20 protein-coding genes are annotated in these 26015 nt (G+C 57.5%); 9 read left to right on the top strand and 11 right to left on the bottom strand.

Translation table 11 applies throughout. From position 1 onward, the window contains the following. Nucleotides 1-40: 40 nt before the first annotated feature. Nucleotides 41-994 carry a sugar phosphate isomerase/epimerase family protein gene (locus ABJK56_RS18650; protein WP_347246196.1) on the bottom strand — a complete coding sequence of 318 codons (954 nt, stop codon included), beginning with the start codon at nucleotides 992-994 and terminating at the stop codon, nucleotides 41-43. 59 nt (nucleotides 995-1053) lie between these two features. Next, nucleotides 1054-3762, bottom strand: coding sequence for an FAD-dependent oxidoreductase (locus ABJK56_RS18645; RefSeq protein ID WP_347246195.1), 2709 nt, complete (start codon nucleotides 3760-3762; stop codon nucleotides 1054-1056). Nucleotides 3763-4118: 356 nt separating this feature from the next. On the opposite strand from ABJK56_RS18645, the gene ABJK56_RS18640 reads away from it, so the two are divergent. After that, complete coding sequence (locus ABJK56_RS18640; RefSeq protein ID WP_347246194.1) at nucleotides 4119-5627, top strand: Gfo/Idh/MocA family oxidoreductase; 1509 nt, start codon at nucleotides 4119-4121, stop codon at nucleotides 5625-5627. A gap of 4 nt (nucleotides 5628-5631) precedes the next feature. Here ABJK56_RS18640 and ABJK56_RS18635 read toward each other — a convergent pair whose 3' ends face one another. The 3 genes from ABJK56_RS18635 to ABJK56_RS18625 all read right to left on the bottom strand — a co-directional run bounded on the left by ABJK56_RS18635 (nucleotide 5632) and on the right by ABJK56_RS18625 (nucleotide 8986). Continuing rightward, nucleotides 5632-7197: an inorganic phosphate transporter gene (locus tag ABJK56_RS18635; RefSeq protein WP_347246193.1), complete on the bottom strand. Its 1566-nt coding sequence runs from the start codon at nucleotides 7195-7197 to the stop codon at nucleotides 5632-5634. Nucleotides 7198-7375: 178 nt separating this feature from the next. Further along, a complete protein-coding gene (gene ricT / locus ABJK56_RS18630) occupies nucleotides 7376-8257 on the bottom strand; it encodes a regulatory iron-sulfur-containing complex subunit RicT (RefSeq protein WP_347246192.1) in 882 nt (293 codons plus the stop codon). Nucleotides 8258-8335: 78 nt separating this feature from the next. Then, nucleotides 8336-8986 (bottom strand): hypothetical protein, encoded by a 651-nt coding sequence (locus ABJK56_RS18625; protein ID WP_347246190.1) that lies wholly within the window; start codon nucleotides 8984-8986, stop codon nucleotides 8336-8338. A gap of 453 nt (nucleotides 8987-9439) precedes the next feature. Between ABJK56_RS18625 and ABJK56_RS18620 the strand changes: the two genes are divergently transcribed. Beyond that, complete coding sequence (locus ABJK56_RS18620; RefSeq protein WP_347246189.1) at nucleotides 9440-10858, top strand: hypothetical protein; 1419 nt, start codon at nucleotides 9440-9442, stop codon at nucleotides 10856-10858. 210 nt (nucleotides 10859-11068) lie between these two features. On the opposite strand, the gene ABJK56_RS18615 is transcribed toward ABJK56_RS18620, so the two are convergent. Both ABJK56_RS18615 and ABJK56_RS18610 read right to left on the bottom strand, forming a co-directional pair. Next, nucleotides 11069-12115, bottom strand: coding sequence for a methyltransferase (locus tag ABJK56_RS18615; protein ID WP_347246233.1), 1047 nt, complete (start codon nucleotides 12113-12115; stop codon nucleotides 11069-11071). A 55-nt stretch (nucleotides 12116-12170) separates the two neighbouring features. Next, nucleotides 12171-13214 (bottom strand): hypothetical protein, encoded by a 1044-nt coding sequence (locus ABJK56_RS18610; protein ID WP_347246188.1) that lies wholly within the window; start codon nucleotides 13212-13214, stop codon nucleotides 12171-12173. Nucleotides 13215-13838: 624 nt separating this feature from the next. Between ABJK56_RS18610 and ABJK56_RS18605 the strand changes: the two genes are divergently transcribed. Together ABJK56_RS18605 and ABJK56_RS18600 are read left to right on the top strand one after the other, a co-directional pair. Further along, nucleotides 13839-15071: an LL-diaminopimelate aminotransferase gene (locus ABJK56_RS18605; protein WP_347246187.1), complete on the top strand. Its 1233-nt coding sequence runs from the start codon at nucleotides 13839-13841 to the stop codon at nucleotides 15069-15071. 149 nt (nucleotides 15072-15220) lie between these two features. Continuing rightward, nucleotides 15221-16069 carry a 3'-5' exonuclease gene (locus ABJK56_RS18600; RefSeq protein WP_347246186.1) on the top strand — a complete coding sequence of 283 codons (849 nt, stop codon included), beginning with the start codon at nucleotides 15221-15223 and terminating at the stop codon, nucleotides 16067-16069. Between the two features lie 111 nt (nucleotides 16070-16180). On the opposite strand, the gene ABJK56_RS18595 is transcribed toward ABJK56_RS18600, so the two are convergent. Both ABJK56_RS18595 and ABJK56_RS18590 read right to left on the bottom strand, forming a co-directional pair. After that, entirely contained in the window at nucleotides 16181-17203 is a 1023-nt protein-coding gene (locus tag ABJK56_RS18595; RefSeq protein WP_347246185.1) for a hypothetical protein, read from the bottom strand. Between the two features lie 321 nt (nucleotides 17204-17524). Beyond that, complete coding sequence (locus ABJK56_RS18590) at nucleotides 17525-18109, bottom strand: sigma-70 family RNA polymerase sigma factor (RefSeq protein ID WP_347246184.1); 585 nt, start codon at nucleotides 18107-18109, stop codon at nucleotides 17525-17527. Between the two features lie 503 nt (nucleotides 18110-18612). On the opposite strand from ABJK56_RS18590, the gene ABJK56_RS18585 reads away from it, so the two are divergent. The 5 genes from ABJK56_RS18585 to ABJK56_RS18565 all read left to right on the top strand — a co-directional run bounded on the left by ABJK56_RS18585 (nucleotide 18613) and on the right by ABJK56_RS18565 (nucleotide 24636). Continuing rightward, on the top strand, nucleotides 18613-19311 hold the full coding sequence (locus ABJK56_RS18585; protein ID WP_347246183.1) for a 7-cyano-7-deazaguanine synthase: 699 nt from the start codon (nucleotides 18613-18615) through the stop codon (nucleotides 19309-19311). Nucleotides 19312-19417: 106 nt separating this feature from the next. Continuing rightward, the gene (locus tag ABJK56_RS18580) at nucleotides 19418-19819 is read left to right on the top strand and encodes a 6-carboxytetrahydropterin synthase (protein WP_347246182.1); all 402 of its coding nucleotides are present in this window, start codon (nucleotides 19418-19420) and stop codon (nucleotides 19817-19819) included. A gap of 168 nt (nucleotides 19820-19987) precedes the next feature. Further along, nucleotides 19988-21244, top strand: coding sequence for a [FeFe] hydrogenase H-cluster maturation GTPase HydF (gene hydF / locus ABJK56_RS18575; protein ID WP_347246181.1), 1257 nt, complete (start codon nucleotides 19988-19990; stop codon nucleotides 21242-21244). 199 nt (nucleotides 21245-21443) lie between these two features. Beyond that, the gene (locus tag ABJK56_RS18570) at nucleotides 21444-23543 is read left to right on the top strand and encodes a thioredoxin domain-containing protein (RefSeq protein WP_347246180.1); all 2100 of its coding nucleotides are present in this window, start codon (nucleotides 21444-21446) and stop codon (nucleotides 23541-23543) included. A 253-nt stretch (nucleotides 23544-23796) separates the two neighbouring features. Continuing rightward, a complete protein-coding gene (locus ABJK56_RS18565) occupies nucleotides 23797-24636 on the top strand; it encodes a M55 family metallopeptidase (protein WP_347246179.1) in 840 nt (279 codons plus the stop codon). Nucleotides 24637-24664: 28 nt separating this feature from the next. On the opposite strand, the gene ABJK56_RS18560 is transcribed toward ABJK56_RS18565, so the two are convergent. Both ABJK56_RS18560 and ABJK56_RS18555 read right to left on the bottom strand, forming a co-directional pair. Continuing rightward, the gene (locus tag ABJK56_RS18560) at nucleotides 24665-24898 is read right to left on the bottom strand and encodes a winged helix-turn-helix domain-containing protein (RefSeq protein WP_347246178.1); all 234 of its coding nucleotides are present in this window, start codon (nucleotides 24896-24898) and stop codon (nucleotides 24665-24667) included. Nucleotides 24899-25108: 210 nt separating this feature from the next. Continuing rightward, the coding region (locus ABJK56_RS18555) for a cobalamin-binding protein (RefSeq protein WP_347246177.1) at nucleotides 25109-26015 on the bottom strand (907 nt) is incomplete at its 5' end.

Raw genomic sequence — 26015 nt, 5'->3', positions numbered from 1 at the left:
CACGTGGCATGAGGCGGGGTTGATTGTCTCAAAGGTGGACTTACTTGCCCGCGATAATGAGATCCAGGCGGCGACTGAATTCCTCCAGTGGCAGGCCATCATCTTCAATGGTCATCCAGCCGTTGTAGCCGATCTTATCCAATTCTTGTCGCACCGCCGGCCAGTCCACACTGCCGTCTCGCGGGTGGACGAACTTGCCGCCTTTTCCGTCGGGATTGAGCAGGAAGTCTTTCACGTGTAGTTTGACGATCATCGCCCCCAGTGCCCGAATCCACTCCACAGGCGGGGCGTATTTCACGTGATTTCCAATGTCGAAATAGGCCCTGACCATCGGGTGGTCGAAGGATTTCACAAAATGGGCGAAAATAGCAGGCTTGACCCAGAGGTTGTTCCACACATTTTCTAGGGCGATGATCACACCCGTTTTTTCTGCCACCGGGATGAGTCTCTTGACCGCCTCCCGAGATGTATCGATGGCATGATTGTGGGCCTCGATGTAATCCTTGTAAGGAGTGTTATCACCCTTGACCACGCGAAGCACATGCCCGGTCTTCTCATCGAATTCGATGTCGAATTCCCATGGTTCGGGCATTTTCATTCCACCAATGCGGCAGGGAACGAGGAGCAGGGCGTCCGCACCGTAGGCAGCGGCTGTGCGAAGGGACTGCGCCACACTTTCGATATCCTGATTGACGCTGTCGGTATTGAAGTTGGCCCAGCCATACAGAACTGAGTGCACGCGCATGCCGAGGCTTTCTGCCAATTTACGTGCCGCTTGTGCATCTTTGGGATCCGCGTGGCGGTCATTTGATTCCACACCGTGGAATCCAGCCGCTTTGAGCTCTTTGAGCCACTGCTCCGTAGGTTTGCCGATCATCGCCTTGTGGATGGTTGTGCGAAAGCCTTCCGCGGAAGCGATTCGACCGAATGCCAAAATTCCGGCAGCAGCGGAGGCCTGGGCCAGAAAATCGCGGCGCGAAAACAAAGAGCGCATAACTTCCTCCTTCCAACAAATTACCCATCAAAAGGTTGTGATCGATAGGGAAAGGATGTTCAACCGTCGTTTTCGTCGTATACACGGATCTCACAGATTCCCATATCCGGTTGGGCTCGCCGAATCACAATTCTCAATCGGTCTGCCGTCACAGTGGGGAACGTCAACACGCGCCGGCGGTCAAAATTGTCGCGGACTTCCAGCACGGTCGTCCAACCACCATCCTGGCCCACCTGAATGTCAAAATCATCTGCCCGCATCAATTTGGATTGGAAGGAGATGTGGACGGTGTTGAACTTGACCGGTCGCTCAAAATGCAGCTCTACCCATTGAGGAAGCGGTTGCTGGGGATCCGGGCGCCAGGAATGGGGAATGCCGCGTATCGCCCGGGCAAACCCGTCAATGACGTTTTCCGGAGCGAAGAGCCGCTGCGATTGGTCCGTTTCCGTCGCCAGTTTTATTCCAGGTTGGTCCCCGGGAGAAAGTCGGAAGGCATAGGTCTGAGGCATGGTGGTCCATTTTCCACCGGGGCTGCGGTACGCCCGCGAGGTGTCGGTTACCTGCTGCGAGAACAGCGTCCAGAAGATTCCGGCTGTTTTGGGAAGCCACACGAAGTAGTAACCCTCGGGCAATTCTCGTTGGATATTCACAACAACCCAGCCGCTGGTCCCACCGGGCACGCTTACTGAGGATTTGGCTACCGGTCGGCCGTTCTCGAAATCTCCCAATCCGGCAGCGGCACACACCTCGACAGGAATTTCGATGGGCCCGGAGAGCTCGGAACCCAAATGCAGCGCCACATTGTCAAGCCTCCCGCCTTTCCAGTGGAACATGACCGCGCGATCGTGATCCAATTTATGGGTGGGCAGAAGAGTGGCGATCTTGTAGACCTCGTTGGGGGCGGCGCTGGAGGCTGCCACCTTTGCGGAACGTGCCAGATCGCGCGGGTCCTGGTTGGGTAGGTCGATAATGTAGCAGCCATCCTTGAGGAGTTGCTGCTGAAGATCAGAAATATATCGTTCGTACACTCCCCGAGGCGTCGTGTCATGCATTTTGCAGAATCCGGCTGCCGTGCCCACTGCCTGGCCCTGCAGACCGCAGGTGATCATCACCCGTGTGGCTCCCAGGGCCACGTGCGTCACAGAAATGCAGCGTCCTGCCATCATCAGGTTTTCGATATCTTTGGAGTACAAACTCCGGAAGGGAACGGAGAACTTAACCTTGTGCGAGAATACTGCGGGTGGCCCTGGATCGTAGAACCCCTTGGGCGGGTGGATATCAATCCCCCATCCCCCGTAAGAGACGCGATCTGGGAAAAGGGTTTGATTGGCAATGTCGTGCTCCGTCATGATGTAGTCGCCCATTAGGCGGCGCGACTCGCGCTTGCCCACCACGTAACTGACCCAGGTGAGCTTAAAATTCTCAGCCTCTTCCTTGAGTTCAGGGCAGTGGTTTTTGGCATGATCCCACATTCCCCAAATGATCCGCAGCAGCTCGTCTCGAATGATCTCAGCATCCTTATAAGTGTCGAGCTCCCCTCCGTACTCGATCACCCATTGCCAACCGCCGAAACGCAATTGCGGATGGCGACCGGGGTTGAAATCGGAACACTTCTCGAACTTGTGAGCCCAATCGGGGGCTTTGAACGGGACAGGCTGGGCCATCTGCTCGGTGGCATAGCGGAGCGTCCCGCCCATCGTTCCTTTGTTGACATCACCCACTTCCGGAGCGCGGCTTTCGTTGTACATGGACCGGGGTTCTCGACCGTGCCGGTACTCTGCCCCCGCCCACACGCCTATCGAACCGTCACCCGTGCAGTCGATGAAAATCTTTCCCGGGAACCGCAACCGCTGCCCGGTGTTCACGTCCAGTGCCACCACGGCCTTGATTCGTTTAGCCGATGCCATTTCCACGCCCATGGCGTGGGTATTCAGGAAAACGTCCAGGCCGGGCTGATTTTTCACCAGCTTGAGGAGCCGTTCGGAATAGCCGAATACATCTCCGCGGACTTCCTCGATAATTCCGCCTTCGCCAGGATCGAGCGGCTCGCGCGTGGAATCTCCTTCCGGATTAACGAGAATCTCCGTACTGCCATTACCGCCCAGTACGGGCCGGTTTTGAATGAGCGCCGTCCGGCATCCCATTCGGGCGGATGCCACAGCAGCAAACGTCCCGGCCAGTCCACCGCCCACAACAATTGTGTCATACGGTTCGAGTGTTTTGATTTCTCGGCTCACGCCACCGTACATTTCGCGCTGGCGTGCCAGGGGTCCCAATTCATCGGAGGGTCGGAATGTGGGATCGTCGCTCAGCACGATCGCATCGCATCGAGAATAATGACCGGTCAGGTCGTGAAGTTTGACCGTCAATGGACCGGCCGGCAACTCGACGAAGCCCCCATCTTCCCAGGTCCATTCCCCTTTTTTGTTCGCGCCGAAGACATGCTCGATCAGGCGGTCGTTGAGGACGACCCGAAATTTGCCCGGGCTGTACTCGGGAAGCCAATCCCGATTGCGGACCCACAAGCGATAACGACCGGCTTTGGGAACGTTCACTGTGGTCGAGGCATCCTGGACGGGGCCCTCCAAACCGATGGCCAGCAGAAACGGTGATCCCATCTGATCCACAAACTGGGCATCGTTGACCCAACCGCCTCTGTTTTCAAACTTCTCCGTTTCCAGCCAGATGACATGCCGGTCCTGGGCCCAGACTGAAAAGCTCGCGCACAACGCCACACAATATCCAATAACATTCCCCAAACGGATCATCCGGACGTGCTCCTGGGAAGGTTTCCCTCATCTCGGGCGAAGATCGTCATACCAATCCTTGTTATGCCCCAGTGACCCTGGTTTCCAAGGCACTATCACAGTAACCACGGCGCCTAGGCCGGTCAAGTGCCTTGAGTTTTGGAATTCCACCACCGCGATGACAAATGGTCGCGCAGATACGCGGAAAGCCGCGGAAGGTGTCGCTTCAATGGCCGGATGGGAGGGTCGAGTTCCACCCCGACTGACCACCCGCCAGCCTTGCAATCTCTGCTACAGAGCGTCATTATGTGGGGGGCTAAGCTCTGCACGTCTTTCTCACTGAACCGCGCTCCCCGTAAGAATTGAGGAGTTCTCCCATGCACATCTCCAAGCTCAATCGCCGCGGATTTGTGGCGTCCGGCGCGCTGGCAACGGTAGCCAGCGTTGTGCCTCGCTCGGTCCTGGGTGGGCCGGGCTTTGTCCCCCCAAGCGAAAAAATCCGCATCGGTTATGTGGGGTGCGGAACGCAGGGGTTGCGGCAGCTCATGCAGGCCGTTCCGCGACAAGAGATCAAAATTGTGGCGGTTTGTGATCCCAATCGAAAAAGTGACGATTACCCCGAGTGGGGCCCGAAGGAGATCGTCTCCAAGGTCCGTACGTTTCTGGAAGATCCTCGCTGGGGCGAAGGTGCCCGGGGAGGACTCTGCGGCCGGGAGGTCGGCCTGGAAATTGTTTCACGCTATTATGCCAAAGTCGCGGGCAATGCTAGCGAACAACCGCAGTGCCGCGCTTATTCCGATTTCCGGCAGATGCTGGCCGACGAAAAAGATCTAGATGCCATTTACATCATGACCCCGGATCACCTCCACGGAGTGATTGCCGCGCGGGCACTCAAGGCGGGCAAACACGTCATCACGCACAAACCGATCTCCAATGTATTGGGGGAAGTACGGACCCTGCGTGACTTGGCCCAACAAACCGGTCTGGTCACACAGCTTTTCTGCGAGGCAGACAACCCCGATGCCGCCACAATCGCCGAATGGATCCAGGCTGGTGCCATTGGGCAGGTCCGGGAAGTCCACAACTGGTCCACGCGACCTTTCTGGCCGCAGGGCATGACCGAATACCCCACGGAAAAAGTGCCCGTGCCCGACGGTTTTGAATGGGATTTGTGGCTCGGACCGGCTCAGGAGCGGCCATATCATCCCGCCTATACGCATGCCGTCTTTCGCGGATGGTACGACTTCGGCACCGGGGCGCTGGGGGATATGGGACATTACAGCTTCTATCAAATCTTCAAAATCCTTGGTCTGGGATCACCGATCAGCGTGGAAGCTAGTCGCAGCCAATTCTGGCGGATTGAAAATTACACTTGGAAGAAGCAGATCAATCGCGTTTCCTATCCCCGAGCTTCCCTCATCCACTGGGAATTTCCGGGGAGTGATCAACAACCCGCCGTAAAACTTCATTGGTACGATGGAGGCTTGCGACCGGAATTGCTGCCCGAACTGGAGGCCGACGGTCTCGAAATGCCCGAGGAGGGTATGCTCTTCGTGGGCGATCAGGGCAAAATCCTTGCCGGGTTTACGGGAAGCAATCCCCGAATAATTCCCCAAAAAAGGATGAAAGATTTTCAGCCACCCCCGAAGACACTTCCTCGCCCCGCCGGGGAGTTGGACCAATTCATTCGCGCGTGCCGCGGAGAAAGAAAGTCTGATGCCAACTTTGTTTCGGTGTATCCCATGGCGGAAACAATCCTGTTGGGAACTATCGCGGTTCGGGTAGACCAAAAGCTTAAGTGGGATCCAGCCCGGGGTGAATTCACTAATTCGGCAGAAGCGAACGCGCTGATTCGGCGGGAGAATCGCTCTGGTTGGGAGTTATGAGCGCTCACACTTCTTCGTGGAGCACTTCTGCGGCCTGCTGCTGATCGAGCGGCGCCGCTCTGGTTGTCCCTGATCGCCGGCGATGGATCCGCTCTTCCTGTTCGTCTGCCCTTTTTTGGGCATAAAAACGAATCGTCAAATTGAGGGCCAGGGCAATGAGAAGTCCAATGATGCCGAGGTGGTAGATAATCCGGGCGACACCGGCGGTAGCCGCTATGGCGACCACGGCCGCCAGAAACCAGCTCACAACCACCCAAATCGCGCGACCGATTTTGAGATCCGCATCGCCTCGACTGAGGACGCGGTCGGCCAGGCCCGTTGCCAGCACAGCGGCAAACGCCACGTAGGTGGTGGAAACTGGCAGACCACGGCTGGAGGCCATCGCGATCACCCCCGCACTGACCGAGCTGATCACCGCTGCCCGCAGCGCGTCGTAGTGTACCTTCTTTCCGCGTGGCGTCACCATGGGAGGAGGCGCAAGCTCGGGTCGGTGCGGGAATCGGCGGAGAATCCATCGGGCAATCGCGCGACACCACTCCGGCGCATAGAGGGCAACTTTGTCATATTGACTTCCCACGTTGACCTGGGCTCGCGTCACCCGCTGGGCATTCTCCGTCATCATGCCTGCCACCATTAAAGAGCCACAAATCGTCAGCACCCACATTGGAATTTGAATTTGCGTGGCCGAGGCCACACTCTGATCAGAGTGCCGCCACAACCAGAACGCCGAGATGCCCGGAGAGGCACAATTCGCCAGGTCGTTTTGCCCAAAGGCAAAAGCCAAACACAGCATTCCTAGGATCGCCAGTCCCGGAAATAAGTACTTCGTCCCAAAGTTCCCCGAGAACGAAAGAAACAGATGAACGGCCAGGGTGAATCCTCCCCAAACAGTCAAAAAGGCCAGAGTCGGGGTGTACGCATCAATATAGGGATCAATGGCGTATTCCCGAAATGCTTTGACAAACGCAATGCCCGACATGCCCTTAAAAAGCATGAACCAGCCCAGTCCGGTAAGCATCAGACCAGAGATCCATGGGCCATGAAGAAGAATCGTTTCCCGATCTTCTATCTTGTCTCGGATTGCAGCGCGAAAGACACGCTGAATCAGAAAACCGGCCACGCCGGTCATAAAGATGGAAACGAAAATGGCCGCCACCACGGTCCACACTTTTCCCCAGTGAACCACTCCCGGACCGCACAATCCCAGCGAGGCCCCTACCAACTCGAAAATGAGACATGCCGTGGTGCTCACCGGCATCCCAAAGGCCGAGTAGGTGAAAAGAAGAACCGTGTCCACCAGATACACACTGATGTACGCCACAATGGCCTGATAAAGGGTGAGGAGTCCCGGGTCAAAGATGCCTTTTCGGGCTGTCTCAAAGACTGGGGTGGCAGCGCTGGCCCCAATAATCACGGCGAGACCGGCCAGCCTGACGGCCCATTTGCCGCTGAGAATACGAGCCCCAAACACCGCGTTGACGATGTTGGAAGCGTCGTTTCGGCCGACCTCGATACAGTCCCAAACCAACAGCACCAGCCCGAGAAACGCCAAAATGGTGTTCAAACCCACGGTTTTGTTTCCCCCGGAAGATAAGAAAAGACCCCGCTGAGACAGAAGATCCTCTGAGACGAAAGTCTCCTCACCCAGCTTCTTTCTGTCTCAGCAGAACCTAGCCCAGAACGTCTCAGCGGTTTAATTTATCGCGACCGGGGGCTTTTCAGAAGGACCCGCGCAGTCTGGACCTCTGTCACTCCACGGAAGTCGGAGAGTCTTCGCCCCCAGATGCTTCTCCGGCAGCGGCCTCCTGATTGGCCGGGTGGGAAATCACCTGACGAATCTTTTCTAAACTCATAAGTTTCCTCACATGTTCGTCGACTTCCACCAGCACCTTCTGGGCGAGGATCTCGTGGCCAATCACTTCGCCTTCGCCTTCGTCCGTAAGAACTCGGGAGCCCACCGGTGGGAGTTTCTCCAGCAGTTCCTCGTACTGCTCGAACTCATACCGGAGACAGCATTTCAGACGCCCGCACCGGCCGGAGATCTTCGCGGGATCGAGTGTCGCCTTCTGGAGCTTGGCCATCTTCATCGACACCGGCGGCATCGTGACAAGATGGTTGTTGCAACAGACAGGCTTGCCGCAATCGCCATAATCCGCTAGCAATCTCGCCTCGTCCCGAACGCCGATCTGGCGCATTTCAATCCGGGTACGGAACTCACTGGCTAGCCGGCGAACCAGCTCGCGGAAATCCACTCGGCCATCCGCGAGATAGTAAACGATGATCCGTTCCCCGCCGAAAATGTGTTCCACATCCACGAGGTCCATCTGCAGGCCCAGCTCTTTGATGATCCGTTCGCACCGCGCGATTTCATCGGGTGCCCGGCGGCGAATCTGCAACGCCTCGCGCTCGTCTTCCGGGGTCATTTTCCGCAGAATCTGCCCGCGCATCGGGTTGGTGAGAAACGACTCGGTGCGTTCACTGGACTCGATAAGCACCTCCCCCACTTCCAATCCGCGGTCCGTCCGAACGATGACACGATCTCCGCGGACAAACGATTCTCCTTCCTTTGCCGGCGTGAAAATGCCCAGAAGACGCATCGCGCCAAAACGCACAATATAGCGAGTAGCCATCGCAGGACCTGGCCTTTCTGGTAAATGGGTTCCCAAGACCATTGACGAAGACCAAACGCCTATCTCAGGGAGGGAGCATCACAACGGCCAAAGCCGACTGATAAGGTCGGCAACGACCCTCGGGTCTCGAAAAGCGCTGAAGGCGGTGAGGGAGAACACGATCCCCCCGAGCGCGACCAGGAAGATTCCCCTTGGATTGGGGCGTACCTCCACGGTCGCCAGCCGCTTGCTCAGCGCCACTCCGAAACGCTTCCAACCCTGAAAGTCCTGCGTGGGACCAACGGCCGCGAGTGTGACGTTCCGCCACGACGGCCAGGCGATGAGAGTGCATTGAACCCCTAAATTGGGCATCAGCAGGCAATCGCCCGCCCACCGTGAATCTGTGTCCAGGCTCACCGCGGTCTCACTAATGATGGAACGCACCTGGTGAACGGGAACATTAAGGATGACGATCTTGGGGGGAGCCGTCAGGACACCCAACCCCAGCACCAGGACCAGCAAAACGAGAGCAATCAACCAGACTGCCGATCCGTACGCCGCGTAAACAGACAGTGGGAGGAACAGATCGACAGGCCCCACCACAATGAGCCCGAGAATGGCCAACCCGAGCAAAATTCTGTCCTGCATCCCTGTGAGAAGTACAGGGCGTCTGACGAGGTTGAGAAACCCCATCAGCATCAGGTAAACAGAAAGCGGCCCGAGGGCCAGAAACCACTGCCAGCCCGTCATCTATTTCCATCCGATACCACAACCGGACTCTGGTCAAACTCTATTCGGAGTGTCTTTATTGTAATCGGTGCGAACCGCCTCCGTCGAGCACCATGCTCCTTTCCTGACCGCGCGATCTGTAAGACTCTTAGCGCGTGCACACTTCACTTCGAAAATCAATTTAGTAATGTTTCTGTTTCGGCGACGGCAGTTTGGCCACCCCACTCTGCGATTGATCCGATAGCCCTGCCCAATTCGGCCAAACGGTCCGCCCGACCGGAAACCTGCTCGTTCCCTGCCAACCGTCACCGAAATTTTATTCGCTTTATTCGCCCTATATCACCTACTCTCTTTGTACTTCGCTATTTGCCACACCCTCATTCGCGACCTACGTTTACTTGGATGCTAGGGAATCGCTTCGCACGACCCATAAACTTACCATTTTGCCCCAACTCACCAAGAGCCATGCCCACCATGAGACGCGCTTCTTCGAGTGGCTGCATTGTGACGCTGGCCAAGGCCTTCTCCTGCAGGTTCGGCTGGGGACTGGCGGCGGCGATCCTCATCGCCGGCTTGGTCTCACGATTCGGCCAAGTTTTTCACCACCCACCAGAATTGGGGGCTAGCTACCCGAACGACAGCATTGCTTGCGACACTGGCGCCTCGACACACCTCGAGGGAGTTTACTCCCCGGCTGAGCCGACGCCGCATTTGGGTGGCACCCCAGAAGGAAGCGTCCCGAAGGCGGTCGGCTCGGGTGGTATTGGAAAACCGTATTTTCGCCGGGACTTCAACGGAGCGAACAATAGGGAGACCGCCCGGATTTCGGCAAGTCTGCTGGCGCAATTGGAAGAGCGCGCCGCGGATTGGGGCCCCTGTCCCCTGACTGAAGAGGAAAGGCACCTGGTTCGAGATTGCGAAGACCAGCGATTGGACGGTTTTACTTTCTTCCAGGCCGTCCTCATAGCGGGCGGTATTCCGCGGCGGGAGCTTGACGCCTACCAGCAAATGCTGGACGAGCACGCCCAGGCAGTGAAGACCGTCGCGCGGGAATCGCCGGACGAGCTCTCCGCAGTGCGAAATGTGTTTGGCTATCTTCATAGAAGAATCCTTACAGGTGGCTATCAAATCGACGCCACTAATCCTGGCATAGCCTTGAAAACGGGACGCTACAACTGCGTGAGTGCGGCCATTCTGTTCAAGCTCCTAGCTGAAGCGGCCGGGTATCCCACGAGGATTGAACAGCTTCCCACCCACGCCTTCTGCCGCGTGGAGACAACTTTTGCCTCGATCCCCGTGGAGTGCACTGCTCCGCGATGGCTCGACGAGGTGCTCCTGCCGCAATTTGGCCTAGCGACGAAAGGAGTCAGCATCGGTTCCAGAGATTACAGTATGGAAGACGACCTAGGGAGGCTGGTTTCTGCCTCACGAGTCTCCGAGCGCGACTGGCGTCTTTACGAGCAGGGGCGAACGATGTCGGAAACGCAGATCGTCGGGACAATCTATTACAATCGTGGCGTCGACGCCCTGTTCTCACGCCAGTTCGACAGGGCGCTTTTCGATAACATCGTTGCGCTACGGCTGGACCCCACGAACCAGTCGGCGAAGGATAACCTGCTGGCCAGTCTCAACAACTGGGCGATTGCACTGGCCGAGGCCCAACATTTCCCACAGGCCGCCGAGAGGCTCTACTGGGCGCTGCGATGCGCTCCGAGCGCCCAGCCCGTCCAGGCTAACCTGACGCGACTGTTTCGCCAGTGGAAGACCACACTGGCCAGGGAGGGATGCGCCGCCGAGTTCCGCACCGAGGCCGAGAAGGGCCTTCGGGAGCTTTCTTCGATCCCCGGAACCGAATCCGTCCAGACAAACCTTCGGGCACTCCTTGCAGAATGAAAAACCCAGCTTTTGGGCCGGTTTCCAACGAGGACGACCAGTGCCCCACAAAGTGATCAGCTACGAAACCGGCTGTCTCCAGCTTCCATGCATGCCCGTACCGCCTATCTGCGGGTAATGTCGAATTCTCAGATCGCAAGCGCACGGAATCGGTTCGTCGCCCGGTGATGGCCTCTTACTGTCGCGCACGCCACATCCCGGTGATTGACCTTACCGGCGATGAGCGAGAATGACGCTGTTCATGTTCTCTGTGCGGATACGTAAATGGGGTTCCGAAAAGCCGGCGGCTAGCAGATCTTCGCGGTACTCATCGAGCGTGTACGTTCCCCCAGCGGGCGTGTTCACGAGCATATTGATGGCGAACAGTGCTCCGTGTACAGGTGCCGTGCGGGTGGGGTCCATCACGATATCCCGGATAGCGATCTGTCCTCCCGGCTCCAGGGCCCGATAGACCTTCCGAAAGAGCTCCCGGTTCTGTTCCCGCGAGTTCTGGTGGGCAATGGCGCTGACCCACACGAAATCCACTCCCGAGGGAAGTTCGTCACGGTAGAAGTCGCCCACTACAAATTCCACGCGGTCCGCCAACCCCGCCTGTTCGGCCTTTTGCCGGGCCAGCGACACGGCATGGGGGAGATCGAAAAGGATGGCCCTCGCCTCGGGAACCGCCCGAAGAAAGGCAAACGTCCATGTCCCCGGGCCGGCGCCCACGTCCAGCATCTTTTTAAATTGAAGCGGCAGGAGCTGGCGAACGACATCGTCGGCCACCTCGCGCGAGATGACATCCATAGCCAATACGAAAGCCTGAAGGTCGCCATCCGGCCCGCGAATTCCCGATGTTTTGGGGGCCGGAAATCCAGCTTTGGCTGCCCAGGCCAATTGTGACCATCCGCGCATCATGGAGATCCGATGCCGCAACATAGGGATGGCTGTGTCCGGGCTGTTTTCACTGAGTACCGGCCGAAGTTTCGCGGGCACAAAATACCTGTCTTCCCTTTTTTCGAGCACGTTCAGCGCAGCAAGCGCATCCGCTAGGACCTGGATTCCCCGTACCGCGGCGTTCGCCTTGCACGCCAGTTCAGAAATCGTAATTCCCTCATCCGGAATTAGATCGAACAACCCCAGTTCGGCAGCAGCCCCCACCACGGCCGTGGGCCGGAATCCATCCGTCATATCCAGAATCCACTTCTTTTCTGGCAGCATGGCTTTTCCTTTCTCAGCGACAACCTCTGTGGGACGACTGGCCAGTGATTCTCCCACATTTCGCAAAAAATATTCCCAATTACTCCTCAGGACACCCGTGTTGCTCGTGAACTCACGGACTGGTCAGAGAATTCTCCTCCACCTTGGAGATCACCTGACAACCCGGCAGGGCCTGACGGAGCTTTTCTGCCCCGCCCTCGGTCACCTTTGTCCGGGTCACGTGGATTGTCTTGAGCTTTTTGAGGTTGAACAAAGGTTCCAATCCACCGTCAGTGATCGCTGTGCGTCCAAGATGAAGAAATTCCAACTGGGTGAGCTCCGCCAAATAGGGCAAACCTGCATCGGTGACCTTCGTGTTGTCCAGGTTGAGCCATGTCAGTTGCTTCATTTTGGCAAGGATGGGCAACCCCGAGTCTGTCACCTGCGTGCTCCACAAATTCAGCTTGGTAAGGGTCGGTATTTTGGCCAGTTCGGCAAGCCCGACATCGGTGACGGCCGTCTCGCTGAGATCCAGATCAGCCAGGGCAGTCAGCGAGGTGAGAGCGGCCAGGCCATGGTCGGTGATTTTGGTGCCGCGCAGCCGCAGGCGTTTGAGGGCACGGCACTGGGCGATGGCGGCAAGCCCTGCGTCGGTCACTTTGGTTCCCGTCAGAAATAGTTCCTCCAGTGAGGAAAGCCCCGCCACATGCTTGACGCCCGCATCACCAATCCCCGTGTTGTCCAGCCCGAGCGTCTTTAGGAACTCCATGCCGGCCACGATGGTCAGACCGTCGTCCGTGATCGGACAGCCGGTGAGGCGAAGCGAGCGGAGTCGTCGCGCTTCTTTGAGCGGTGCCAGATCCTCATCTGTGAGCTTGGCGGTCGCCGCGTCCACGGCAATCAGATAACCGTCGTCATCCAGGCGACATTTGGCCCCTTTTTTCTCGAGGGCTTCTGCAAGGCTCCCTTGATCTGTGCGAGACGCACCGGACGGTGTCTCGAGGGTCTCCGTCTTCGCCGCCGCTCGCGGGGCCTCTCCCGGCGGTTGAGATGATCCGGCCGAAGAAGCAGGCTCCTTCCTGGCACAACCACTCGCCAGAAGGAGCACAAGACTGCCGACAACCGTCCAACTTATTGTTCCCCCAATCGACAATGGCCAATTGTTTCTGTGCTGCATGGGATCTCTCCTCGGTGAGCCACCAACGCGGCGCCAATACGTGTCATTACACTGCAAAAGAGGCGCTATGACAATTCATGGCGTCTCTGACTTATCCTCCTTTTGCACAAAATCTACGACATGGCATGGGCATAACGCAGGGGCAATTCATGGATTGCTCCTACCGTTCAGCCAGCAAGTGAAGCTAGCAGTTGCAGGCCGGTCGGCAAAATGGATGGTCCAAACATTCGAATGTGACCTGGCAAGCAGGTCCCTCCGGAGGGCGGAGGGGCACGCGTGTCGTGCCCGCTGGATCAGAAACGCCGTCGCCGAGCGGAAATTCCTGTTATGGGCGGGCGTCGTCCTTGCCTGCAGTGCTCTGGCGTTACACAATACGGGGATGAAGCGCCTTATCTGGATTGCCGTTTTCAACCACCCGCCTGTGTGAAATCCTGACGCTCCATCCGGCACGGTCCGTCGAAAGTTATGGTGGTTGAAAGCTGGAAGGACGCTGCGCGGATCGTGTTTCGGTGGCCGATTTGCCCGGTGAAAGACGGTACATTTCGCCGCGACAAGCGTCGATTTAAGCTAAAAGTCTGGATAGTATTCTCAATCCACTGGCGAGCAACATTTGGTGTCGAAGCAATGAGTGATCCCTATTTTCAAAAATTGTTTGCCCAGCGAATCGGCGGCAGTCAGTACGGCAAAGGAACGGAGATCTACAAGTTTGAAAAGATCAAGCGTGCCAAGCGGCGCGTGCTGGCTGAACATCCAGAAAGAAAACTCATCGATTTCGGGATCGGCGAAAACGACGAGATGGCCGACGAGTCGGTCCGCCGTGTGATGGCGGAGGAAATCAACAAGCCGGAAAACCGAGGTTACGCCGACAATGGGATTCCCGCCTTCAAGGAAGCGGTTGCCCGGTTCATGCTCCGGGAATTCGGTGTCGAGCTGGACCCGGTAACGGAGATCAACCACTGCATCGGGTCGAAGACCGCGCTGGCCATGCTTCCAGCCGCTTTCATCGATCCGGGAGACGTCACTCTCATGACGGTGCCTGGCTATCCCGTGGCCGGAACCCACACGCGGTATTATGGCGGACAGGTGTATAAACTCCCGCTTTTGCCGGAAAACGATTTTTATCCTGATCTCGATTCGATTCCCGCAGATGTCTTGAAGCGAGCCAAGCTGCTCGTGCTCAACTATCCCAATAGTCCCACCGGCCAGGTGGCGACGGTGGATTTTTACCGGCGGGTGATTGATTTTGCCCACAAACATGAGCTGGTTATCATCCAGGACGCCGCGCATATCATGCTGAGTTATCGAGATCGCCCTCTCAGCTTTTTGCAGGTACCAGGAGCCAAAGAGGTGGGCGTCGAGGTTCATTCCCTGTCGAAGGGATGGAACATGATCGGCTGGCGGTTGGGCTGGGTATGCGGGCACCCCAGAATCGTTCAAGCCTTTGCCGACATCAAAGACAACTGCGACTCAGGGCAGTTTATCGCCATTCAGAAAGCGGGAATCGCTGCTCTGGATAACCCGGAAATCCCCCGTCGGACTCGGGAAAAATATCGGCGGCGGTTGGAAAAACTGGTGGCCACCCTCAGACGTTGCGGTTTTCAGTGCGACATGCCCGGCGGAACGTACTTTCTATATGTCAAATGCCCGCGAGAAATCGCCGGTCAGCGCTTTGAAACTGCGGAAGACTTGGCCCATTACCTGATCGCGGAACACTCCATCGTCACGGTTCCCTGGGATGATGCAGGTCCCCACTTGCGGTTTTCGGTGACATACCAGGCCGCTGACGAAGCGGAAGAAGACGCCTTGATGGCGGAAACGGAAAAGCGACTAATGTCTCTTAATCCCAAATTCGATTGACTGTTTTACAATGCCAGTGGGTGTGCTGAGAATCTTCGTCTTATTTATCCGGACTCATCTGCAAAGCGGTGCCGCGGCTGCCGCAGCCAGGCCCAGCACCGCTGCAACAATGACGGCTGGTCACAGCCAGAACACTGCGGAGAATCACCATGGCCCACGACATCCGCTATTTCGTGTTTGATGTGGAAAGCGTGGCCGACCCCGATCTGGTGGCCAAACTCCGCTATCCTCACGAGGAAATCGAACCGGAAGAAGCCGTTGAGCGCTACCGCCACGAGCTTATCGAAAAGTATGACAGCGACTTCATCCCCTACACCTACCAGGTGCCCGCGGCGATTGCAATCGCCAAAGTAACTGAGTCGTATCGCCTCGTGGACCTCGTGGTGCTCGACGAACCACACTTCCGACCGCACGTCATGACGGAACTGTTCTGGCGGGGTTGGGAAGCATACAAACGGCCGACGCTGGTCACTTTTAACGGCAGGGCATTCGATATCCCGCTGTTGGAGCTGGCCGCTTTTCGCTACGGCATCAGTATTCCGGGGTGGTTTCAGATCAACGCCCGGGCAATGGATCAGCCCCGCAATCGCTACAATACGCAGTACCACCTAGACTTGTGCGAACTTCTCACGAACTTCGGTTCCACACGCTTCAGCGGAGGGTTGAACCTGGCAGCCCATCTTCTCGGAAAACCGGGCAAGATGGAAATCGCCGGGCATATGGTCCAGGACCTTTACCGCGAGGGGCGGCTCGCTGAGATCAACGATTACTGCCGCTGTGACGTGCTCGATACGTACTTCATCTTTCTGCGGTCGCGCGTTCTGGTGGGGCAGTTGACACTGGAGGAAGAACACCAGATCGTGGAGGAAACCAAAGCCTGGCTCGCTGAGAAGGCCAAAACTGATCGCGCTGCCCGCATGTATCTAGAACACTGGGGCGACTGGCGCAATCCGTGGCAGGAAGCGTCGGATGTCAAGCAGGCTGCGGAAAGCACCTAACGACCTGGCTGACGAGACCGGGCATGACCGCCTGCGAGGACCGTCTCCCGGGTTTTTTCTTTGGTCAGGTCAAAGAGGCAGCCCGACCGCTTTGAGGATGCCTGAAACGACTCACGGCCAAGCAGGTTCCCACGGCCAGTAGAGTCGCCGTTTTTTCCCAAACCGCATTTCCATGCCGATGGTCGCGGAAAACTGGTGCGTCACATTGAATCGAGAGGGGAAAATGATCTGATCTGCGAACTCAAAGCGGAAGACCGGTCCTGAGACGGGGCGAAATTTCAGCCCCAGCGCCAGCGGCATAGTGAAGTATGTTCCCTCGTAGCTCGTTCCCAGTAGGTCGGTAAAATCAATGTGCGTGATCCCCACGCCCCAGTAAACATAGGGCTGCCAGGGATCGTCTTTAGAACCAAAATAGAGTAGCCCCACATCCCAGCCGACTGATCGGGCCCACCGATCGCGGCTGGTACTCAGCCCCTGGCCTTGTGCCCCTGCTACGGCAGAGGGATGGTCCCACAGATCAATGCTGCCCACCGAGAGCCGCGTCTCCACGCCATAATGAGGATGCCAGTCCCAGCCCAGCCGCACCCCACCCCACCAGCCGTCGCGTTCTTCCAGCCAGTTGTCAACGAGCTCAGTTCCCCAGGCGTAACCTAAGAAGATCCCGGCGCTTCCCGGCCGTTCGATCCAGGGTTCCCACTTACCGGCCGACTGTAATTGCGAGACTGCCCCACCGAGAAGCCTGCGGACAGGACCTGTCGGGACGCAGCAGGCGGCTGGAGACGATGATTCTACGATGGAAAGCCCGGTCTGCGGCGAGACCGCACCGCCGGCCATCTCGAAAGTATGCGAGCTCGATGTGGTTTCCTGGAAGGTCTCCCCGTGCCCCAGTTCGTGAGACGTCTCCTCCTCCGGTTTCGCAAGGGGCGGCAAGGCAAGGAGCGGCTGAGGAGCAGTCTCATCGGCAGAGGTCACAACCTCGCCGGTTTCTCCGGAAATCCACACCCAACTTTCGTGGGAAGGTGGCCCGGAGAATTTCGTGTTGCCGGGTGTGTCGCGCAACGCCGAACTGGTCGCAGGAATGACCGTGAGGGGCTCCTGTCCAAAAGCCACGCCCCAAATAGTGACGCCCATCATCGCCAAAGCCCCCGCCACAAGCCGAGGTAAAACGCTCTTCCGCGGGACATCACCTTGGCGCGCGAACGTTCTCCTCCCGCCCAGCGGCGTGGGAAAGTTGCTCGATAAGTTTCGGAAATGGGCAGCCAATCGCGTGGTATCCACTCAAATTGGGCACTGGCACAGGATCGATTTTTCCCCAATCAAGCGGCGGGATTATCAGAAAGACAGGGGGGATATGTCAAGGCTTGTACATCAAGGGCTAAAGCGGGGGAACACTCGACGGCCGGTCGCGAGGCCCGGTCTTGGAAAAAAACTGCAACGGTCCCAGGGACAAAGACGTCACGCCGTGGCTATTCGCCGAAGTTTGCTCCGTGCCCGACTGAGAATGGGCCCGATACTATTCGCTGGGATCCCGGTGATTTGACTGATTTCCTGGTAACTTTTCCCTTCCAAGTGATAGAGCCGGACAACCGTGGCCTCCTGTCCGTCGAGCATCTGAAGTAGGCGCTCCGCTTCGTCCCGATTCGCGATGCGATCTTCTTCCGGCCAGGCCACCGGCGAGGGGACTTTGGAAGAAGCGGGTGGTTCTGCGCGGCTGGCAGTCTCGTGAGTTCCCGCAATCTTGCGCTTTTGTAGGGCCCGAACAACCACCCGTCGGGCAACCACACAAAGGTAACTAGCTAAACTACACCGACCGCGAAACTTGCGCAAAACAGCGAAATCGTCTTTGAGAAGGGTAAGAAACACCTCAGAACAGAGATCGTCCCGAAGTTCCGGCGTCATCCGCAGGCGTCGGGACTCCGCGGTGTGGTTGATCACGTGAATCACCAGCCCGAGGAAGCGGTCCACAAAGTCTTCCCACGCCCGCGGCTTGCGCTCCAGACAGCGTTCCAGGAGATGGCGGTCAATTTCGGAGAGAACCACTTCTTGTTACACTCCGCTTCTCGGCTCACAACACCTGGCCCGCTGACGTCACCTGAAATCCCTCCCCGGGGCAGTTTGACGCCCTCTGTTGGATTTTAAGCACGGACGCGTCTTGTAACAAGAGAAATTGCGCGCAGTCTCACCCCGTCGCGGGGTATTATCCACATAGAAGGTACGGCAACCTGAGCGTGCCATCCTCACACCATCCACGTAACTCCGCGCGACGATGAAAGATGCCGGCCGCCTTGCCCATCGCTGTATGCTTCCAAGATGGGCGTTCTGCGTTCGGGTACCGCGGAAGAGTGCACAGGGAGAACTACCTATATCCTTCTGAGCAAACTACCAGAATTGCCCGGATTGACAACGTTGATGGTCGCAACGCAAAAGCCGAGAATGCTTCTCACCTCACCCAGCGTCGGCCCAACTTGCCGGTTGCCCAGTGAGCTTCAGTTACCGAAAAAGCGGAGTATTGTTTTGATCCTGGCTTAGGCTTCGTGGACACCATGACACCGAACTTTTTAGAGAACGACTGTATTGCGGTCCTACTCAGCGGAGGACTAGATAGCAGCCTCATGCTGGCCAGGCTGGTTGCAGACGGCAAGAGTGTTGCCCCGCTTTATGTGAGGTCCGGCCTGTTCTGGGAAGAAGCGGAGCTGCTCGCCGTGGGCAGGGTTCTGGCATGGTTTGCCGACCATGTCCGTCCTCTCACGATTCTCGACCTACCGGTTCGGGACATTTACGGGGATCACTGGAGCCTCACCGGGCAGCAGATTCCCGATGCCAACTCCCCCGACGAAGCCGTATACCTGCCCGGGCGAAATCTCCTGCTGCTGGTCAAAGCGGGTCTGTGGTGTCGCCAGCACGGGCTGCCATTGCTGGCGCTCGGTATTTTAGATAGCAATCCATTTGCCGACGCTTCCGAGGAATTTTTACGGACCGTGGAGACAGCCCTCAATCTTTACGGACCTCCGTCACTTCAAATCATCCGGCCCCTCCAAGGTGTTTCCAAAAAGGAGCTGATGAAATGGGGGGAGCGGTGGCCTCTCCATGAAACTTTTTCCTGCATCGCCCCGATAGAGGGCCTTCACTGCGGTGGCTGCAACAAATGTGCGGAAAGGCGCCGTGCCTTTCGCGAGGCGGGAATTCCCGATCTAACCCCATACGCTTCCGATCCGAATGGAAAAGAGGTGTCGCCAACTTGAAAATTGGGGCCAACAGCCGCCGGATCCGAGCGACGATCTGTAGAATACTCTATCGGTGGAAAAACTGCACTCTATTATTGGCTAACCGGTGTTCGAGGAAATGTCCATGTACCAGGTGTCGCGAGAGATCGATTTTTGCTACGGGCACCGTTTGCTCAATTATTCAGGGAAGTGCCGGAACCTGCACGGACATAACGGGTTGCTTGTCATCACGTTTGAAGCCGCGTCCCTCGACGAACTCGGGATGGTGCTCGACTTTACAGACATCAAGCGCGTCGTGCAGGGGTGGATCGACGAGCATCTCGATCACCGCATGATTCTCCACCGCCAGGACCCGGTGGTGCCTGTGCTCCAGGAAATGGGTGAACCACTGTTCTTGATGGATGAAAATCCCACCGCCGAGAACATTGCGCGGCTCATTTTTGACTATGTGTTCCAAAAAGGTCTGCCCGTGGTGGAAACGCGGCTTTGGGAGACCCCGCGATGTGCGGCGGTGTATCGTCCGTGAATCGCCACACTCTTCGCTGACGTATCCCGGCGGAGGCAGTGTGACAATTGGCAGAGGTTTGCCGAATTCAATCCGCACGAAGGGCCGCCTCGTAGAATGGCGCAGAGAGTTTTTCCGCTTGGTTGCGGGAACAGGTGTGCGCGATTCGTGGCGGACCAGGGTCACTCTATGACGGAATATCGTCCCGCTCCCAAAAGTTTTCGGCTCCACATTGGAATTTTCGGTCGGCGGAACGCCGGAAAGTCGGCTCTGCTGAACATGCTCACTCGGCAGCAGGTGTCGATTGTCTCCGACGTGGCAGGGACCACCACCGACCCCGTCGAAAAACCGATGGAAATGCTGCCTCTCGGGCCGGTACTGTTCATTGATACCGCGGGCGTGGACGATGAAGGCGCCCTTGGAGCCATGCGGGTCAAGAAAACCCGCCAGGTCTTGGACCGAACTGATTTGGCGCTGCTGGTAGTCGATGCGGGCCGGTGGGACATTTTTGAAGAGCAACTGTTGACCGAGTTTCGCCAGCGTGGCATCCCGGTCATAGTGGTCTTCAACAAAGCCGACGTCGCTCGCCCTGATGCAACACTGTTGGCCCATTTGGATCAACAAAAAATCCCCTACGTATTCACAGCGGCGATCCGGCAGGAGGGACTGGAAGCAGTCCGCGAAGCCCTCATCCAGAATGCGCCCGAAGACTTCATCAACAGCCCACCTCTAATCGCCGATCTGGTACAGCCGGGGCAGATTGTTGTGCTGGTCGTGCCGATCGACAAGGAGGCCCCGAAAGGACGTCTTATTCAGCCGCAGGTGCTCACCTTGCGTGAACTGCTGGATCATGGCGCGCTGGCCATGGTCTGTCGTGACTTTGAACTGGCCCAGGCGCTCCAGTCTCTGGTAGAGCCGCCAGCCCTGGTCGTGACCGATAGCCAGGCCTTCGCCCATGTTGCGCGGGTGACTCCGCCGCACGTGAAGATGACCTCTTTTTCCATTCTCCTTGCCCGTCAAAAAGGGGATCTCAGCGAATTTGTCCGGGGAGCTCTGGCTATCGATCGTTTGCGCCCAGGAGATCGCGTCCTCGTCGCTGAGTCTTGCAGTCATCATCCCATTGTGGACGACATCGGCCGCGAGAAGATCCCTCGTTGGCTTCAAGAGCGAGTGGGCGGCACACTTCATTTCACGACTGTGCAGGGACACGACTTCCCGGAGGATCTCTCCCCGTATCGGCTGCTTGTGCATTGTGGGGCCTGCATGTGGAACCGCCGTGAGGTCCTCACGCGGATTGAGCTCTGCCGGCGGGCAGGCGTTCCCATCTGCAACTACGGTGTGACCATCGCTTATACACTGGGCATCCTCGATCGCGCCCTGGAGCCGTTTCCCGAAGCCCAGCGTGTCTACCGCGAATTGAGCCGCAGTGCCACAGTTGCCTCCTGATCGGAAGCATTGCCCCGGGCAGCTTCGTGCCGTAGGATAAAACGAATTTCGCTGGTTAACGGAATAACCGAAAAAACTCGCCGGCGGGAGGCTGGCAAGGCCGTTTTTGTCCCGTTCTTGGAATCAGTTGGGGTCTTGTCTCCCGGCTTACACAAGAATAGACAGCGCAATCGCTATTTTAACGTTTTTTGATTCAACCATGCCCAACCGTCTCATTTTTTCGAAAAGTCCTTATCTTCGACAGCACGCTGAAAATCCTGTGGATTGGTACCCGTGGGGTGAGGAAGCCTTCCGGAAGGCCAAAGAGCTCGACCGCCCCATTTTCCTCTCCATCGGCTATTCTGCCTGCCACTGGTGCCACGTAATGGAGCGAGAAAGCTTCAGCGATCCCGAAATTGCGGACTTTCTCAATCGGCACTTTGTGTCCATCAAGGTGGACCGCGAGGAACACCCTGCTGTGGATGCCCAGTACATGGAAGCCGTTCAGCTTCTCACCGGCCGCGGAGGATGGCCGCTTACTGTCTTCCTCACTCCCGATCTCCAGCCGTTTTATGGCGGGACGTACTTTCCGCCGAGAGCTCGGGGTGGAATGCCTGGTTTTCTGGATGTGCTTCGCGCCGTGGCCGACGCCTGGCAGAACCGCCGCGACGAGGTTGTGGGACAGGCCGATAAGCTGACCATCCTCGTCTCGGATATCGCGGGAACGCTGGCAGGCAGGGCCGACAAGCCCGAGAGTGCCATAGCCGATCTTGCTGAACGCGCGCTGGCCCAGGGATTTGACAGCCGTTGGGGTGGGTTCGGAGCGGCTCCCAAGTTTCCCCATCCCTCTTTGCTGCGATTTCTCCTTCTCCGATATGCCACCGCATCGTCCCAGGTTGCCCTTTTCATGGCGTTGAAGACGCTCGACTCCATGGCCGCGGGCGGCATTCACGATCATATTGGCGGCGGATTCCACCGCTATTCCACCGATGCACAATGGCTGGTGCCGCACTTTGAAAAGATGCTCTACGATAACGCGCTTCTAGCACGGGCCTATCTTGATGCTTTCCGTCTCACGGAACGGCCGCTCTATGAAGCTGTCACCCGACAAACGCTCGATTATCTCCTCCGCGACATGGCCCATCCGGGTGGCGGATTTTATTCCTCTGAAGACGCTGATAGCGAGGGCGAGGAGGGCAAGTTTTACCTCTGGGATTTTCAAGAAATTCGGGAAATTCTGGGCCATCGCGCTGATCTCTTCACTGAGTACTACGACATCCGTCGGGAGGGCAATTTCGAGGGCCGCAATATTCCAAACCTCATCGCTTCCCAGGATCGTCTGGAACAACTCAACGCCCAAGAGCGAGAAAACATCGAGAGAGAACTTGCAACCTGCCGCGAAATCCTTTTCCAGGCACGTAACCGGCGAGTGCGCCCCGGCCGGGACGACAAGATTCTCCTCAACTGGAACGCATTCACTGTTGACACGCTCTTCTGGGCGGGGCGTGCACTGGGGGAATCACGCTACCATGAAGCCGCCCGGCAGACACTTGATTTTCTGCTCGCCACGTTCTGGAGCAACGGGCACCTTTTCCACTCCTGGTGTGACGGCGAACTTCAGGGTCCGGCCGTCCTGGACGATTACGCAGCCCTGAGTGTGGCCCTGTTGAGTGGCTATGAAACCACGGCCAACGCGACTTACCTCGAACATGTCTATCGTCTGGCGGAAAGGATCCTTGAGCAATTTCGGGATCCGCAAAGCGGGGCGTTTTTCATGACCACGCCCGACCATCCTCATCTGCTCTGCCGACAACTGGATTATTTTGATAACCCCACGCCTAGCGGCACCGCGTTGACCGTGGAGCTGCTCCTCCGTCTGGGGCATCTGCTAGGGGAAACTCGTTTCCTCGCCCAGGCCGAACAAGCACTGGCCGGTTTATCGGGTTGGATGCAGCGGGCGCCCATGGGCGTGGGACACGCCCTGCTCTGTCTCCAGACGCTGGCCGTCGGCTGGACGAGCTGGGTGTTTTGTCTGCGAGGAACTCCCCAGCTTTCGGGCGAATTGCCCCATTTTGTTCACGAATATTTTCGGCGCTACATCCCCGCCTCTGTGACCGCGATGGACGGTGCAAACGAGCATCCTGCCGGGTCATTGCACGAGCGGATCTTTCACGACCGGGAACCGATCGACGGCCAGGCCACTCTCTACCTGTGTCAGGGCAGCCAGTGCAGGCCACCCGTTGTGGGTGACACTGCCATCCGCAACGCGATTCTCAGCCGGAGTGTGCTCGTTCCCAAAGCGCAAGCAGAAGCCGGTTAGGCTTCAGCGGCCGCGACATGATCAAACAAATGGCCGATGCTGGAAGCGGTTTTCTGTCGGTCAGTTTGAACGGGACGCGATTCCGGGCGGCTCGGCCTGAATGTGCTAGTCCAGGTTGCTTGCCGGCAGCTTTATGGGGTTGCCCGGGTGTCCTTACGTCGTTGTTGCCCCTGGCCGTTTTTCCTAAAATATCGGCCAAATCTTCGTGAAAGTGGCTCACCATGGCGGATACCAAAGAGAAGGAGGCCCGGCTATGCAGTGGAAAAACTTGCTAAGTGTGGGTGGGTTGATCGCCGCGTTATTCACCTGGCCGATCGCTGTCCATGGACAAGGCCTCAAAATCTATATCGTCACGGATCTGGAAGGCGCAAGTGGTGTTTATAAGTTTGCCCAAACCCGCGAGAGTGGCCCCCTCAACGAACAGGCCAAGGAATATCTGATGGGCGATATTGCGGCAGTGGTCCGAGGACTTCGCGAAGCTGGGGCGACCGAAATTGTGGTTCTGGACGGTCACGGCAGCCAGGCCTTTGTGCCGCATCTGATGGTGCCTGGTGCCAAATACATCACGGGCTTGCCACGACCCAGCGTGATGCCCGAACTCGACGAAACGTTCGCAGGACTGGTGCAACTTGGCGCCCACGCCATGATGGGAACACCGGACGGCGTTCTCTGTCATACACAATCGTCTCGAAACGAGAACCGTTACTGGTACAACGGGGTGGAATCGGGGGAGCTGGCCCAGGTGGCTCTTTACGCGGGAAGTTTCGGCGTTCCCACAATCATGGTAACTGGTGACGAGGCCACCTGCCGGGAAGCGAGAACGTTCTTTGGTCCGGAGGTGGTGACAGTTGCCGTCAAAAAAGGCTTGGCTCGCGAAAGCGCCGTGCTTTATCCCTTTGAAGAAACGCGTCGTGCTCTCTACGAAGGGGCGAAAAAAGCCATCGAAGCCATCCCTCGTTGCAAGCCCTACCGCATTGAGATGCCCATCAAGGCGAAGAAGCAATGGCTCGTCTTTGATAAGCCCGGCGAGCCGGGACGCCTCATGACCAAAGAAGGTGTCATCGAAGACGTGCGGAAACTTTTTGAGTTTTGAGCGGGAGCAAACCCATCGATCAGTTCCATCATGTCCCGGCCTGCTCTTTGAGTGCGACCAGCCGGGCTCGACCACGGTCCATAAAGACGAGTTTGTCCTCTCGGGCAAGCCAGCCGATGGCCTGCATCACCTCGTCACGCGGGCGTTCCAGTTTCTTGACAAGCTGACTGAGGTTGAGCGGCCCATTGGCGTGCAAAGCATGCCATACCAAGCCCGCGGTTTCACCGATCCGCGCCACATAAGAGTTGGAGATCTCACTCATGGGTCCGTCCTTTCCCAACCTGAGCCAATTGAGGCGGACAGCAAGACAGACTAGTCACAGCCGCGTTTCCTCCTTTGGCAAGTCCTGCACATCGCTCCGTTCTGGCGTGAGAAAAACGTCTCCAGAACGGCCGTCCGCTTTCCGGCCTTTATTTTACCCCTGGCAAATTTGCCTTCCAAGGAACAGCGACGGCTGTCGTCCGGCGATCGATTAGTCCGCCTCCGATGTCACTGTGTGGGAGCGGGTGGACGCGTCAAAACACTCCGGATGGATGCACCGCGCCAGGATTTCCGCCAGATTGATCATCCGTGGGCCGGGGACCACGGGCACATCCTTTCCCAGAAGATAAACACGTCTATTTTGGACAGCGGCCACCTCCTTGACTTCCTCCCAGGCGGCCAGCCACTCCACCCGATGATCATCTGGAATCTCTTTCCCCGCCTGGATTTCGATAATCACCTCCGGATTAAGCCGCAGCACGGTTTCCGCCGAAATAATCGGGAAAGCTACCGCAGAATTCCCGAGGACGTTTTCACCGCCGGCCAACTCTACGAGTTTGTTGAGAAACCCATCCGACCCGGCTGCACAGAGGTTTTGGAGGCGACTGGTTTCCAGCGGCCGATCGACGACAACCAGCACGCGCGGCCGTGGTTGACCGCGACACCGCTGGGCAATTGAATCCAGTCGTTTCCGCCAAGTTGCAGCCAGCTCTTCTGCTCTATGTTCCACCCCCAAAGCCTTACCCAGAATCGACAGCGAATCGAATACACCATCGATGGAACGGTGGTCCACGGTGAGCACATGCAGCCCCATCGCCTGCAGTTTGGTGGGTAAGTCTTCGGCCCCCGCCGGTGCAACGACCAGGTCGGGCCTGAGCCGCAGCACGGCTTCTAGATTGGGATTGATATATCCACCAATCCGAGGCAAGTTGCGAACTTCAGGGGGATATTCACAGAAATCGGTAACAGCCACCACTCGATCGCCGCATCCCAGGGCAAAAAGCGTTTCGGTAATGCTCGGAGCCATGGAGACGATCCGACGAAACTGTCCTGAAGAGGGAGCAAGATCGCTCGATGCTTCTGTAGCCGCAGCGCGAGGTGCTTCCTTGCGCTCTGCC

The sequence above is a fragment of the Thermogutta sp. genome, assembly GCF_039793925.1.
Lineage (GTDB): Bacteria > Planctomycetota > Planctomycetia > Pirellulales > Thermoguttaceae > Thermogutta.
The sequence above is the reverse complement of the archived record's forward strand: the minus strand, read 5'-3'. Positions and strand labels throughout refer to the sequence as shown.